The following is a 12,450-nucleotide window of genomic DNA, read 5'->3' as shown; positions in this document are numbered from 1 at the left end:
GGGATGCCCAGTGCGTCGCTGATGGCGCGGGTCACACCCAGGTCGAAACCGTTTTTCATGCCGTCCTGGTCCATGCTGGTCAGCAGGATTTCACCGGCACCCAGGCCTTCCATCTTCATTGCCCACTCCACCGCGTCCAGGCCGGTAGGCTTGCGCCCGCCGTGGGTGAAGATCTCCCAGCGCGGGGTTTCGCCCGGGCCGGAGACTTTCTTGGCGTCGATGGCGACCACGATGCATTGCGAACCGAAGTGCTGCGCGGCTTCGCCGACAAACTCCGGGTTGAACACGGCGGCCGTATTGATCGAGACCTTGTCCGCGCCGGCATTGAGCAGGTTGCGGATGTCTTGCACGGTGCGCACGCCACCGCCCACGGTCAGCGGGATGAATACCTGGCTGGCCATGCGCTCGACGGTATGCAGCGTGGTGTCACGGCCGTCGACGCTGGCGGTGATGTCGAGAAAGGTAATCTCGTCGGCACCTTGCTCATCGTAGCGACGGGCGATCTCCACCGGGTCGCCGGCGTCACGGATGTTCTCGAACTTGACGCCCTTGACCACGCGACCGTTGTCGACGTCCAGGCAAGGGATGATGCGTTTGGCCAGCGCCATGGTCAGTCCTCAGCCGTTGTAGGCATCGCAGTAAGCCTGGGCTTCGGCAACGTCCAGGGTACCTTCGTAGATCGCACGACCGGTGATGGCGCCGATGATGCCAGGGGCCTTGGCGTCCAGCAGCGACTTGATGTCGCCCAGGTTGTGGATACCACCGGAGGCGATCACCGGAATCTTCGTGGCCGCAGCCAGCGCAGCGGTGAATGGCACGTTGCAGCCTTGCATCATGCCGTCTTTGGCGATGTCGGTATAAACGATGGCGCAGACGCCGTCGGCTTCGAACTGCTTGGCCAGGTCGATCACTTGAACGGTGCTGATCTCGGCCCAACCGTCGGTGGCGACGAAACCATCCTTGGCATCCAGGCCCACGATCACTTTGCCAGGGAACGCGCGGCAGGCTTCGGCGACGAACGCCGGGTCTTTCACGGCCTTGGTGCCGATGATCACGTAGCTCACGCCGGCCTTGACGTAATGCTCGATGGTTTCCAGTGAGCGGATACCGCCGCCGATCTGGATCGGCAGGTTCGGGTAGCGCTTGGCGATGGCGGTGACCACTTCACCGTTGACCGGCTGGCCTTCGAAGGCGCCGTTCAAGTCCACCAGATGCAGACGACGGCAGCCCCCTTCCACCCATTTGGCAGCCATGCTCACCGGGTCATCGGAGAACACGGTGGAGTCTTCCATGCGGCCTTGGCGCAGGCGTACACAAGCGCCGTCCTTGAGATCGATAGCGGGGATAATCAGCATCTGGCAAACCTTATTCGATATTCAGCAATGCTTGGGGAATCAGGGTTTCTCAAGCGACCACAGGTCGCTTTCGATGCTTTCGAACCTTTCTTTAAGGAGCGTCTGCGTGTCGAAAATCGCCCTGTTGTAATAATGCGGAGCCACTTCGGTGGTGAACAGTTCGAGAATCTCGGCGACCTCGAATGAACCCAGCTTGAGCTCGAAGCGATCTTCCATGAAGCGCTTGATCTTGAGGGTAGCCTCACTCTCCTGCTCGGGCGTGAGGTTCAAGATCGGCGGCTTCGGCTTCCTGGTCATTTACCAGCGCCCGTCCCAGGCGGCGAAGTTCTGCAGCAGTTGCAGGCCATGGGTATGGCTCTTCTCCGGATGGAACTGCACGGCAAACCGCGAGCCTTCAGCCAGCGCGGCAGCGAAATCGACGCCGTAATGCCCGCCACCGACCACCTGGCCCGGTTTACCGGCGGCGATGTAGTAGCTGTGCACGAAGTAGAAACGCGCCATGTCCGGCACTTCGTGCCACAGCGGATGATCCACGGTCTGGCGGACTTCGTTCCAGCCCATGTGCGGGACTTTCAGGTGTTCACCGTCTTCGTGCAGGTCTTTGCCGAAGAACTTCACCTGGCCTGGGAACAGGCCGATGCAGTCGACGCCATCGTTCTCTTCACTGCTGTCGAGCAAGGCTTGCATGCCCACGCAGATGCCGAGGAACGGGCGATCCTGGCTGACTTCGCGCACCAGGCTGTCGAAGCCCAGGCGGCGGATCTCGGCCATGCAGTCGCGAATCGCGCCAACGCCCGGAAACACCACCCGGTCGGCTTCGCGAATCACGCTGGCATCGCTGGTGATCAGCACCTTGCCGGCCCCTACGTGCTCGAGGGCCTTGGCCACCGAGTGCAGGTTACCCATGCCGTAATCGATAACCGCGACCGTCTGCATTACAGGACGCCCTTGGTCGATGGCATTTGCCCGGCCATGCGCTCATCCAGCTCCACAGCCATGCGCAGGGCGCGGCCGAATGCCTTGAACACGGTTTCGATCTGGTGGTGGGTGTTGGTGCCGCGCAGGTTGTCGATGTGCAGACTGACAAGTGCGTGGTTGACGAAACCCTGGAAAAATTCCTGGAACAGGTCGACATCGAAGCCGCCGACAGTGGCGCGGGTGTAGGGCACGTGCATCTGCAGGCCTGGGCGGCCGGAGAAGTCGATGACCACGCGCGACAGCGCTTCGTCCAGCGGGACATAGGCGTGGCCGTAGCGACGGATGCCTTTTTTGTCGCCGATGGCCTTGGCGAATGCCTGGCCCAAGGTGATACCGACGTCTTCCACCGTGTGGTGGTCGTCGATATGCAGGTCGCCCTTGCTGACGATATCCAGGTCGATCAGCCCGTGACGGGCGATCTGGTCCAGCATGTGCTCAAGAAAAGGTACACCGATATCAAATCGGGCCTTTCCGGTGCCATCCAGGTTGATCGAGGCTTTGATCTGGGTTTCCAGAGTGTCGCGCTCGACGGACGCCTTACGTTCGGCCATCACCAGCTCCGCAAAATCATTGGGCGAAAAAGGCAGCCATTATAGGGGCGCGGGCGCTAAACAGAAACATCGGAGGGGATAAGACTGACGAGTTGAAGCGAGGAATGTCGGGGATAGACATGTGCATACAACCAAAGCCGGCTTGTTGTAGTGAGCGGGCTTGCCCCGCGCTGGGCTGCGTAGCAGCCCCAATGAGACCATCGCGTTCGTTCATGTCGAGCGCACTGGCTGCTTTTGGGGCTGCTACACAGCCCAGCGCGGGGCAAGCCCGCTCACCACAGAAGCCCCTTCACCGCAGCAATCCCAAAGGGATGCCTGGTGTTAGTGGAACAGTACCGCCGTCTTCTGCAGGGTCACCCACACACCCCACGCCAACGGAATACCCACCACCAGCCAGGCGGCGATAGCCAATGGCACGGTGCCGGAAGCGGCTTTCCACTCCAGGGAAGTGGTGGCATCGGCGCCTTTGTCATGGCCCAGCGCCTGTTCGGCGGCCAGTTCGGCGTCGGTCATGAAGTACTTGTCGGCCACCGGGCGCACCAGCAGGTTGCAGAGGAAACCCAGCACCAGCAGGCCAGCGAGGATGTACAAGGTGATGTCATAGGCAGCGGCACGTTCAACGCCGATGCTCAGCTGATACTCACGCAGGTAGTTCACCAGCACCGGGCCCAGTACACCCGCCGCCGCCCAGGCCGTCAGCAGGCGACCGTGGATCGCGCCGACCATCTGGGTACCGAACAGGTCGGCCAGGTAGGCCGGAACGGTCGCAAAACCACCGCCGTACATCGACAGGATGATGCAGAACGCCGCCACAAACAGCGCCACGTTGCCCAGGTGACCCAGGTTCGGGATCAGCGCGTACAGGGCAAAGCCCAGGGCGAAGAACACGAAGTAGGTGTTTTTACGGCCCAGGTAGTCGGAGAACGACGCCCAGAAGAAGCGGCCACCGATGTTGAACAGGCTCAACAGACCGGTGAAACCGGCTGCGATGGCCGCGATGGAGGCCAGTTGACCGGCGTCCAGTTGACCGAACGGTACATCAACACCCAGCAACTTGCCGCCGAACACTTCCTGCAGCAGTGGCGAAGCCATGCCGAGGATGCCGATACCGGCGGATACGTTCAGGCACAGCACCAGCCATACCAGGCGGAATTGCGGGGTTTTCCACGCCACATTCACGTGGACGTGACGGTGGGTGATCATCGCGTTGCTGGCTTTTTTTGCCGGTGCGGTCCAGCCCTCAGGCTTCCAGCCGGTCGGTGGAACGCGGTACAGCAGTGCACCGCCGATCATGAACACAAAGTAGATGACCGCCATCACCACGAAGCTCTGCCATACGCCCACGCTGGTTGGCGTGGCGAAGTGGCCCATCAGCGCTGCGGCCAGGGGAGCACCGACCATCGCGCCGCCGCCAAAGCCCATGATCGCCATACCGGTGGCCATGCCGCGCTTGTCCGGGAACCACTTGATCAGCGTCGATACGGGCGAGATATAGCCCAGGCCCAGGCCGATACCACCAATGACCCCGGAGCCGATCCACATCAGCCAGATCTGGTGGGTATAGATACCCAACGCCGAGATCAGCAGGCCGCCACACCAGCACAGTGCCGACACAACGCCAGCCTTGCGCGGCCCGGCATGTTCCAGCCAGCCGCCCCAGATCGCTGCCGAGCAGCCCAGGAAGATGAAGAACAGGGTGTAGATCCAGCCCAGCATGGAGATGGGCCAGTCGCATTGGGACGAGAAGATTTGGGCAATGAAGCCCATGTCCGGTGCACAGGCGAGCGGTTTGGTGATACCCAGCGCCTTGGACAGTGGCAGCCAGAACACCGAGAAGCCGTAGGCCATGCCGATGCACAGGTGGATGGCCAGGGCGGCCGGCGGAACCAGCCAGCGGTTGAAGCCGGGCTTGGCGATAATGCGTTCCTTGGACAGGAACGCAGGCTGTGCAGCAGTCGAACCCGCCGCAGTGCTAGTGCTCATTGGTGTTTCCCCCAGTTGTTAGTATGTGTCCGTCAGGCGCTCTCTCCCTCGGCCTTGCACGCAGAGCGTTGGCCGTTGTTGTTGAGTAAAGCTCCTTTTAAGCGCGACGTTGTGTCGCAGAAGGCAGACGAACCTGCGCAGATTAGCACCTGTGGATGACAGAAAAACCAAACTGATATCACCTTTTTCAGGAAATCTGTTTTGTTTGACGCCAGAAACCCGTTTCGCCGCCCTGGATACAATGTAACGATCGGGGCACTGACGCAGGCCGTCGGGCGTTATACTCTGCGGCTAAATTTTGAAATCGACATACAAGGACTCGCCCATGAAAGCGTTCGGCAAAATCCTGGGTCTGGTACTTCTCGGGCTGTTGCTGATCATTGTGGCTCTGGGTTTTGCCCTGACTCACCTCTTCGATCCCAACGACTATAAAGACGAGATCCGCCAGATTGCCCGCGACAAGGCCCACATCGAGCTGACACTCAATGGCGATATCGGCTGGAGCCTGTTCCCGTGGCTCGGCCTGGAACTGCACGAAGCCAGCGTGGCGACCCTGACCACCCCGACCCAACCTTTCGCCGACCTGCAGATGCTCGGCCTGTCCGTGCGCGTACTGCCGCTGCTGCGCCGCGAAGTGCAGATGAGCGACGTGCGTGTCGAAGGCCTGAACCTGCGCCTCAACCGCGACAAGCAAGGTCACGGCAACTGGGAAGACATCGGCAAGAACGTGACCGAGGCGAGCGCCACCAGCCCGGCTTCGGTCGAGCAACCTGCCGAATCCGAACCGGAAAAGCCGGCAAAACCCATCCGCCTGGACATCGACAGCCTGACCATCAACAACGCCCGCGTTGAATACAACGATGAGCAGACCGGCAAGCAGTTCAGCGCCGAAAGCATTCAATTGAGCGCTGGTGCGGTGCACGAAGGCGCCAGCATCCCGGTGAAACTCACCGCCTTCTTCGGCAGCAACCAGCCGGTGATGCGCGTCAAGACCGAGCTGAATGGCAACCTGCGCATCCAGCGTGCGCTCAAGCGTTATCAGCTTGAAGACATGAAGATCACCGGCGAAGCCACGGGCGAGCCGCTGCAAGGCAAGACCGTGACCTTCTCCACCCAGGGCCAATTGCTGGTGGACCAGGCGGCGAACATCGCCGAATGGACCAACATGAAACTGTCAGCCAACCAGTTGCGCGCCTTGGGCGAACTGAAGGTCAACGACCTGGACAAGACCCCGCAGCTCAGCGGCGCCCTGTCCATCGCCCAGTTCGACCTGGCCAAATTCCTCGACAGCGTCGGCCACCCACTGCCGCCGATGGCCGAAGGCAGCCTGAGCAAGGTCGAGCTGGTCAGCCGCCTCAAGGGCACGCCGAGCAGCGTGGCCCTGGAAGACCTGAACCTGAAACTCGACGGCAGCACGTTCACCGGTCGCGTCGCCGTGGAGGATTTCGCCAAGCAATCCCTGCGCGTCCAGCTCAAGGGCGACACCTTCAATGCCGACAATTACCTGCCAGCCAAGTCCGAGTCCGCCAAGGGCGCAGCCGCCGCACGCCAGGCCGAAGTGCAGAACAGCGAAGCCGGCGCCATGGCCGCGGGCGGCACCACGCCTTTGCCAGACGCACCGACCAAAGGCGCCTGGAGCACTGACAAACTGTTGCCATTGACCCGCCTGCGCACGCTGGATGTGGACGCCGACCTCGCGTTTGGTCAACTGACCTTAAGCAAATTGCCGATCCAGAATGCCGCGCTCAAAGCGTCCGGCCTCGACGGCCAACTCAAGCTCGACACCTTGAGCGGCGGTCTCTACAACGGCAGTTTCCAGGCCAACGGCACACTCGATGTACGCCAGGACATTCCCGTGCTGGCGCTGCAGAGCCGTATCAGGCAGGTGCCGGTCGAACGCATCCTGCAAGCCCAGGGGCAAAACCCGCCGGTGAAAGGCCAGATCACCCTCGACAGCAACCTCACGGGTCGCGGCAACAGCCAGAAAGCCCTGATCGACAGCCTCAACGGCACCGCCAGTTTTGTGATCAACAACGGCGTGCTGCTCAACGCCAACCTTGAGCAACAACTGTGCACCGGCATCGCCCTGCTCAACCGCAAGACCTTGAGCAGCACGCCGCAAGGCAAGGACACGCCGTTCCAGGAGTTGAAAGGCAACCTGACCTTCCGCAACGGTGTCGCCAGCAACCCTGACCTGAAAGTGCGCATCCCGGGCCTGACGGTCAACGGTAACGGTGACGTCGACCTGCGCGTATTGGGCATGGACTACCGCGTCGGCATCATTGTCGAAGGCGACCAGCGCGAAACGCCGGACCCCGCCTGCCAGGTGGGCGCCAACTTCCAGGGCATCGAAGTGCCGCTGCGCTGCCGTGGCCCGCTGGAACTGGGCGCCAAGGCGTGCCGCCTGGACAAGGACGGCTTGACCCAGGTCGCCATCAAGGCCGCCGGCAACAAGCTCAGCGACAAGCTGGAAGAGAAACTCGACAAGGTTAATCCGCAGTTGAAAGATGCATTGAAGGGCCTGTTCAAGCGATGAGAAACGAGCAGTTTTCAACGGCGGTGCTCGACTGGTACGACCGCCACGGCCGCCATGACCTGCCCTGGCAACAGGGCATCACGCCTTATCGGGTGTGGGTCTCGGAGATCATGCTGCAGCAGACCCAGGTGAGCACCGTGCTCAATTACTTCGACCGTTTCATGGCCTCGCTGCCGACAGTCGAAGCCTTGGCTGCCGCGCCGGAAGATGAAGTGCTGCACCTGTGGACCGGCCTGGGTTACTACACCCGGGCGCGCAACCTGCAAAAGACCGCGAAGATTATCGTGGCCGAGTACGGTGGCGAATTTCCCAAGGATGTCGAGAAGCTCACCGAGCTGCCCGGCATCGGCCTGTCCACCGCCGGTGCGATCGCCAGCCTGAGCATGGGCCTGCGCGCGCCGATCCTCGACGGCAACGTCAAGCGCGTGCTGGCACGCTTTACCGCCCAAGAGGGCTACCCCGGCGAACCCAAAGTGGCCAAGCAGTTGTGGGCCACCGCAGAACGCTTCACGCCCCATGATCGCGTCAATGCCTACACCCAGGCGATGATGGACATGGGCGCCACCCTCTGCACCCGCAGCAAACCCAGCTGCCTGCTGTGCCCGCTGGAAAAAGACTGCGAAGCGCACATGCTCGGCCTGGAGACGCGCTACCCGATCCCCAAGCCGCGCAAGACCATCCCGCAGAAGCGCACGCTGATGCCACTGCTGGCCAATGCCGAGGGCGCGATCCTGCTTTACCGTCGCCCCTCCACCGGCCTATGGGGCGGCCTGTGGAGCCTGCCGGAACTGGACGACCTGCAAGACCTGGAACACCTGGCCAACCAGCACGCGCTGCAACTGGGCAAGCAACAGGAACTGCCGGGGTTGATCCACACCTTCAGCCACTTCCAGCTCGCCATCGAACCCTGGCTGGTCCAGGTCGAAGAATCCGCCCATCACGTGGCCGAGGCCGACTGGCTCTGGTATAACCTCGCCACCCCGCCGCGCCTGGGCCTTGCCGCCCCGGTGAAGAAACTGCTGAAGCGCGCGGCCGATGTATTGAATGCAGGAGTGTCGTCATGACCCGCACCGTAATGTGCCGCAAGTACAAAGAAGAATTGCCAGGCCTGGAACGCCCTCCGTATCCAGGCGCCAAGGGCCAGGACATTTTCGAACATATCTCTGCCCAGGCTTGGGGCGACTGGCTGAAACACCAGACCCTGCTGATCAACGAAAAGCGCCTGAACATGATGAACGCCGAAGATCGTAAATACCTGGCGGGCGAGATGGACAAGTTCTTTTCCGGTGAGGAATACGCCAAGGCCGACGGCTACGTGCCGCCTGCTCAATAATTGATCAAGAATCGGGGTCGGCACGTAAGCGACGGTAATAATTAAATATTTTTTGAAAACTTGCTTGACGACCCCCTGAAAAACCCGTTTAATGCGCCCCGTTGCCCAGATAGCTCAGTCGGTAGAGCAGGGGATTGAAAATCCCCGTGTCGGCGGTTCGATTCCGTCTCTGGGCACCACCTTTCGTTTCCAGGTGATGCCAAGCACACCCGGAAGCACACAAGAAGCCCGCCTCGTGCGGGCTTTTTGCTTTCCATGGTTCCCCACCGTTCCCTTGTAAGCCCAAACAGATGTGAGTAGATTCGTGAGTAGATCCAGTTCGGTCTAGAAATCTACTCACACCACGCCGGCAGAACGCCCGCCTGGTGCGGCCTGCAACCAATCACAACCGCCTTCGGTGAATACCGCGGTGGCTACTTCCCAATCATCTATGACCGCAAGCGTGCAGGCGCACCGCCAGCGGCAGTCGGCGGCGAGCTGTTCGGTGAAGGGTTCGAAGGAGCGCTACCGGGTAACGGATTCACCAACCAGCGTAACGAGAGCGTGTCAGGGCCACTACTGCTCGACCTCAGCGCCATCCCCCAGCGCCTGGCCCAGCATGTCCACGACCTGACCCACCGGGAAGCGTTGCAGGACGCCCACCGCCTTACGCAGGATCCCTACGTCCGGGCTGTGCTCATCAATAAGCTTGGCCCACGCGGAGCTGATGCATTCCTGCCCTGGTTGAGGGCCATCGCTAATGACCGAAACCCTCCGGAGACTGGCAACTTCAACCAGTTCCTCGACACGGCACGGACAAACACGTCCATCGTAGGACTAGGGCTTTCGACAACAACCCTACTGGCCCAGGCAGCTGGACTTATACCTGGCCTGCTGTACGTGAAGCCTCGTGAACTCGCTACGGCCCTGCTTGAAGGCGTGCGGTCGCCGGTTGATACCTACCGGATGATCACCGAGGCTTCTCCTGCGATGCGCCTACGCTGGGACATGGAAGACGGCCGACTGCAATCCAACATGAGCGCCCTCATCGGCCGCAATGCGTTCTTCCGAGGTATTTCGGGTGCGATTTGGCTAGCGGCTTACCGTGAAGGTGTTGCAGCAGGCAAGGAAAGCACCGCCGCAGTGTTGGATGGTGACAAGGCTGTACGGCAATCCCAAGGCGGCACCGGAGCCATGGACATCGCGGCAATCCAACGCAAAGACCAGGGCGCCGCAATGCGCTTGCTGACGATGTTCTACACACCGTTCAGCGCCTACTACAACCAGAACCGAGACCTGGCCTTTGAGGCTCGCCAAGGGACAAGAACTGTCGCCAGTGCCGCAGCTTCAATGCTGGCGTTGGCGTTCTTTCAGGGAGTCATCGGCGATCTGCTGACGGGTAAGGGCCCAGAAGAGGACGAGAACACCGCAGCCTGGATGGCGAAAAGCACACTGGGTTTCGGTGTCTCTGGCTTTCCGGTCATTCGGGACACTATCGGCTCCGCACTGAGCGGTCACGCAGGGTCGTTGTCACCTGCATGGCAGGCGATCAATGCAGGCCGCCAGCTAACCTCTGCCGTCGCTGGCGTAGCAAGTGGTGACAAAGACCCAGGGCAAGTGGTCAAATCTGCTGTAACGGCAACTGGCTACCTGCTAGGCATCCCGGTCAAACCGCTCACCAGGCAAGGCACTTACCTGTGGGATATAACGGTTGGGGATGAAGAGCCGGAGGACGCTGCTGCGTTCATGAAAGGACTTCTCACAGGGAAAAAATAGCCATGATGCGACTGCTCGGTATCGTTTTGAATCTGGCCCTGATCGGGGTGGTGGTATTCCTAATCAGCGAAGAAGGGATGCCGAGTGGAGGGTGGCAGATTGCTTTGGTTGTGCTGCTAGTGCTCGCCCCATTGTTCAACCTGGTGCTTTTGCGAAGCCACGCTGGTCAATCAAACGGTCAGGGGCTCTTGTCCCTTTACCTGGAGCGAAAGGCTTTGGAAGAGCGCCAAAAGATCGCTGAGTTGAAAAAGTAACCTGATGACGCAGAAAAGAAGACCCGCTGATGCGGGTCTTTTGCTTCCTGCAGCCAGTTGTAACGAAGCAGTAACGTTTCATGTAACGGCGATGCAAGTTCGTTGCAACACAGCGTCAACGAGCGTTCAACGACCGTTGGTTGCTAATCCCACAGTTTCCGCAGCAATTCCAACCGCAGAAGCCCAAAGGTCGCGCACTCCAACGCTAACTAGCCTTGGTTGCTCATCGGTTGCTGATCATTAGGAGCAGGAGGCAGACCATGCCTACGGGAGCGGTTGACTTGCTCACGGCTCCAATCCAGCACCTCGGATTTGATCCACGCCACCGCCTTTGTTCCGAGTTTCACCTGTTTCGGGAAAGTCTCGCTGACTGCCATGCGGTAAATGGTGGCTGTACTGAGGCCAGTGAGTCTTTTCACTTCCCGCAAGCGGATGAATTCGATTGGTTGCTCATCGGATACGTTGCTCATCGTTTTCTCCATATATCGAATGTCTGAATGATGGCAATCGGTGCCAACACCGGGCCGCTGACAAGGATGCTCCGCATTGGCATCAGAAGACCGTGAAGCCTGATAGCCGGCCACAGACGCGCGCATCTGCTCCAATGACCTTCCACGGCACGTGGCGAACAACAAAGCGTGCTTTGTGTAGTGAGTACACAAGCTGAAGGCTTGGGGTGACTTGCGCTGATCTTTGCTCCACCCGCAGGCTGAAGATAAAGACCGTCAGCACAGGGCCCGGTATGCCATACGCAATACTAAGAACAAAAAAGCTCAAAGCGATTACAGGGGTACTGGGATCAGGGAGGCACACATTCCGAGAGATGCCAACGCCGAATTCCGATGGCACCCCCAGCATGCATATGGCTGGTGCAACAAGCGCCGTCGAGCTGGGTCGCGCAGTCTTGGCCAGGCTTCCGCAAAAGCGACGAAAGGGAGCGGTGATCTGCATCGAATATTTGATCACAGCAAGCCCTGAGGCGTTTGCTAGACATGGCGGGGCGATGCCTGACACCGGCGGTTACTTTGATCGAGCCTTGGCATGGCTCAAGGCGCGTCATGGGTCAGCAAACATCGTGTGCGCCGAGGTGCACCTGGACGAGAGAACCCCACACCTCGTTGCTTACGTCACACCTCTGACACGTGACGGGCGTTTGTCCGCCCGCGACTTCCTCGGAGGCCCCGCCAAGCTGCGTAAGATGCAAACCGACTTCCATCATTGGTGTGGGAAGCCTTTCGCACTTTCTCGTGGCATTGAGGGGGCCAAGGCACCGCACCAGAAGGTTTCCCAGTATTACCAGGCCCTCGTTGCAGTCGAACCAAGTATTGCCAGATCAGACCTAGCGGCAGCCGCCGTGGGTATACACACACGGAGTTATGCGGATCTACTGGCTCGGGCCAGCGCGTCTATAACACAGGCCAAGCTCCAAAATAAGGCGACAGCGAGTTTGCAGAATAGGGACGCTGCCCTGGTGCGGCAGAGGATGCAGTTCGAAAACGCTCAACAGAGCCTTGAGGAACGGGAGATTCTGCTCGAAAAAAGAATTGATCAACTCGCGGAGGTTGATCGGGCATTAGAGTTGGCAGCTCATAGAGCCACTCAGGAAAGAGACCGTGCAAACCGCATCGGGGAGCGGCTAGAAGATCTGATGCGAAAGCTTCGAGTTGCTAACATAGATCCAGCGCTGAATATCAATAACATAAAG

Annotated in this window: 13 protein-coding genes, 1 tRNA gene and 1 pseudogene; 8 read left to right on the top strand and 7 right to left on the bottom strand. The window is 60.1% G+C overall.

What is annotated here, in order from left to right; genetic code table 11:
• The 6 genes from hisF to BM70_RS0130095 form a co-directional block, all read right to left on the bottom strand.
• The coding region (gene hisF / locus BM70_RS0130120; protein ID WP_025859461.1) for an imidazole glycerol phosphate synthase subunit HisF at window positions 1-608 on the bottom strand (608 nt) is incomplete at its 3' end.
• Between the two features lie 9 nt (window positions 609-617).
• Window positions 618-1,355, bottom strand: a complete 738-nt coding sequence (gene hisA, locus BM70_RS0130115; protein WP_025859460.1) for a 1-(5-phosphoribosyl)-5-[(5-phosphoribosylamino)methylideneamino]imidazole-4-carboxamide isomerase — start codon at window positions 1,353-1,355, stop codon at window positions 618-620.
• A gap of 39 nt (window positions 1,356-1,394) precedes the next feature.
• Window positions 1,395-1,652, bottom strand: coding sequence for a DUF2164 domain-containing protein (locus tag BM70_RS0130110; protein WP_025859459.1), 258 nt, complete (start codon window positions 1,650-1,652; stop codon window positions 1,395-1,397).
• A complete protein-coding gene (gene hisH, locus BM70_RS0130105; protein WP_016979116.1) occupies window positions 1,653-2,291 on the bottom strand; it encodes an imidazole glycerol phosphate synthase subunit HisH in 639 nt (212 codons plus the stop codon).
• Window positions 2,291-2,884, bottom strand: coding sequence for an imidazoleglycerol-phosphate dehydratase HisB (hisB, locus tag BM70_RS0130100; RefSeq protein WP_017849940.1), 594 nt, complete (start codon window positions 2,882-2,884; stop codon window positions 2,291-2,293). The genes hisH and hisB overlap by 1 nt, the downstream gene beginning before the upstream one ends.
• Before the next feature lie 321 nt (window positions 2,885-3,205).
• Window positions 3,206-4,867 carry an OFA family MFS transporter gene (locus BM70_RS0130095; RefSeq protein ID WP_025859458.1) on the bottom strand — a complete coding sequence of 554 codons (1,662 nt, stop codon included), beginning with the start codon at window positions 4,865-4,867 and terminating at the stop codon, window positions 3,206-3,208.
• Between the two features lie 325 nt (window positions 4,868-5,192).
• On the opposite strand from BM70_RS0130095, the gene BM70_RS0130090 reads away from it, so the two are divergent.
• The 6 genes from BM70_RS0130090 (at window position 5,193) to BM70_RS0130065 (ending at window position 10,745) form a co-directional block, all read left to right on the top strand.
• The gene (locus BM70_RS0130090) at window positions 5,193-7,403 is read left to right on the top strand and encodes an AsmA family protein (RefSeq protein WP_025859457.1); all 2,211 of its coding nucleotides are present in this window, start codon (window positions 5,193-5,195) and stop codon (window positions 7,401-7,403) included.
• Complete coding sequence (mutY, locus tag BM70_RS0130085; RefSeq protein ID WP_025859456.1) at window positions 7,400-8,467, top strand: A/G-specific adenine glycosylase; 1,068 nt, start codon at window positions 7,400-7,402, stop codon at window positions 8,465-8,467. Before BM70_RS0130090 ends, mutY begins: the two co-directional genes overlap by 4 nt.
• Window positions 8,464-8,736, top strand: a complete 273-nt coding sequence (locus BM70_RS0130080) for an oxidative damage protection protein (RefSeq protein ID WP_025859455.1) — start codon at window positions 8,464-8,466, stop codon at window positions 8,734-8,736. The genes mutY and BM70_RS0130080 overlap by 4 nt, the downstream gene beginning before the upstream one ends.
• A 103-nt stretch (window positions 8,737-8,839) precedes the next feature.
• Window positions 8,840-8,915: transfer RNA gene (locus BM70_RS0130075), tRNA-Phe, on the top strand.
• A 700-nt stretch (window positions 8,916-9,615) separates the two neighbouring features.
• A complete protein-coding gene (locus tag BM70_RS0130070) occupies window positions 9,616-10,491 on the top strand; it encodes a hypothetical protein (protein WP_155952219.1) in 876 nt (291 codons plus the stop codon).
• A 2-nt stretch (window positions 10,492-10,493) separates the two neighbouring features.
• Window positions 10,494-10,745 carry a hypothetical protein gene (locus BM70_RS0130065; protein WP_025859453.1) on the top strand — a complete coding sequence of 84 codons (252 nt, stop codon included), beginning with the start codon at window positions 10,494-10,496 and terminating at the stop codon, window positions 10,743-10,745.
• Between the two features lie 209 nt (window positions 10,746-10,954).
• Here the strand turns inward: BM70_RS0130065 and BM70_RS0130060 are convergent, their stop codons facing one another.
• The gene (locus BM70_RS0130060; protein WP_025859452.1) at window positions 10,955-11,215 is read right to left on the bottom strand and encodes an AlpA family transcriptional regulator; all 261 of its coding nucleotides are present in this window, start codon (window positions 11,213-11,215) and stop codon (window positions 10,955-10,957) included.
• A gap of 272 nt (window positions 11,216-11,487) precedes the next feature.
• Between BM70_RS0130060 and mobV the strand changes: the two are divergent.
• Both mobV and BM70_RS33780 read left to right on the top strand, forming a co-directional pair.
• A pseudogene (gene mobV, locus BM70_RS33785) lies at window positions 11,488-12,030 on the top strand (MobV family relaxase); the annotation flags it as partial.
• Window positions 12,031-12,228: 198 nt separating this feature from the next.
• A partial coding sequence (locus BM70_RS33780) for a hypothetical protein (protein WP_371262194.1) occupies window positions 12,229-12,450 on the top strand: 222 nt, incomplete at its 3' end.

It is taken from the genome of Pseudomonas sp. CHM02 (assembly GCF_000612585.1).
GTDB lineage: Bacteria > Pseudomonadota > Gammaproteobacteria > Pseudomonadales > Pseudomonadaceae > Aquipseudomonas.
This window is presented reverse-complemented; position numbering and strand designations above follow the sequence as displayed.

Bases quoted from the DNA above. Each gene is read 5' to 3' on its own strand.
- hisA (WP_025859460.1), bottom strand. From the start codon at position 1,355: ATGCTGATTATCCCCGCTATCGATCTCAAGGACGGCGCTTGTGTACGC.
- BM70_RS0130110 (WP_025859459.1), bottom strand. From the start codon at position 1,652: ATGACCAGGAAGCCGAAGCCGCCGATCTTGAACCTCACGCCCGAGCAG.
- hisH (WP_016979116.1), bottom strand. From the start codon at position 2,291: ATGCAGACGGTCGCGGTTATCGATTACGGCATGGGTAACCTGCACTCG.
- hisB (WP_017849940.1), bottom strand. From the start codon at position 2,884: ATGGCCGAACGTAAGGCGTCCGTCGAGCGCGACACTCTGGAAACCCAG.
- BM70_RS0130095 (WP_025859458.1), bottom strand. From the start codon at position 4,867: ATGAGCACTAGCACTGCGGCGGGTTCGACTGCTGCACAGCCTGCGTTC.
- BM70_RS0130090 (WP_025859457.1), top strand. From the start codon at position 5,193: ATGAAAGCGTTCGGCAAAATCCTGGGTCTGGTACTTCTCGGGCTGTTG.
- mutY (WP_025859456.1), top strand. From the start codon at position 7,400: ATGAGAAACGAGCAGTTTTCAACGGCGGTGCTCGACTGGTACGACCGC.
- BM70_RS0130080 (WP_025859455.1), top strand. From the start codon at position 8,464: ATGACCCGCACCGTAATGTGCCGCAAGTACAAAGAAGAATTGCCAGGC.
- BM70_RS0130065 (WP_025859453.1), top strand. From the start codon at position 10,494: ATGATGCGACTGCTCGGTATCGTTTTGAATCTGGCCCTGATCGGGGTG.
- BM70_RS0130060 (WP_025859452.1), bottom strand. From the start codon at position 11,215: ATGAGCAACGTATCCGATGAGCAACCAATCGAATTCATCCGCTTGCGG.